Consider the following 266-nt stretch of genomic DNA (forward strand, 5'->3'; position numbering starts at 1 on the left):
GGCAACGTCCGACCTACCGCTATAGCGCCTCGATCAAGCTGGCCGTGCAGGCAGGCGAACTGTCTCCTAGCGTCGCCAGGCGTCGTATGGGCACTATCGTGCGCTTCTATCGCTGGCTAATGACCGAAGCAGGCTTCAAGCCCGTGAACGCGCCGTGGGTCGAATCTGACCGGTTCATCGAGTTCAAGGACCAGAAGGGCTTCAGCAGCGTGATCGAGGTCAAGACCACCGACCTGTCGATCAGTGGTCGGCGCGCAGAAGACCCG

General features: G+C 61.3%; 1 pseudogene. It reads left to right on the top strand.

Annotated elements, in window-relative coordinates:
* Positions 1–266: pseudogene (locus SB771_RS34900) on the top strand (site-specific integrase); the annotation flags it as partial.

The organism is Burkholderia sp. SIMBA_051 (genome assembly GCF_046534915.1).
Taxonomy (GTDB): Bacteria; Pseudomonadota; Gammaproteobacteria; order Burkholderiales; family Burkholderiaceae; genus Burkholderia; species Burkholderia ambifaria.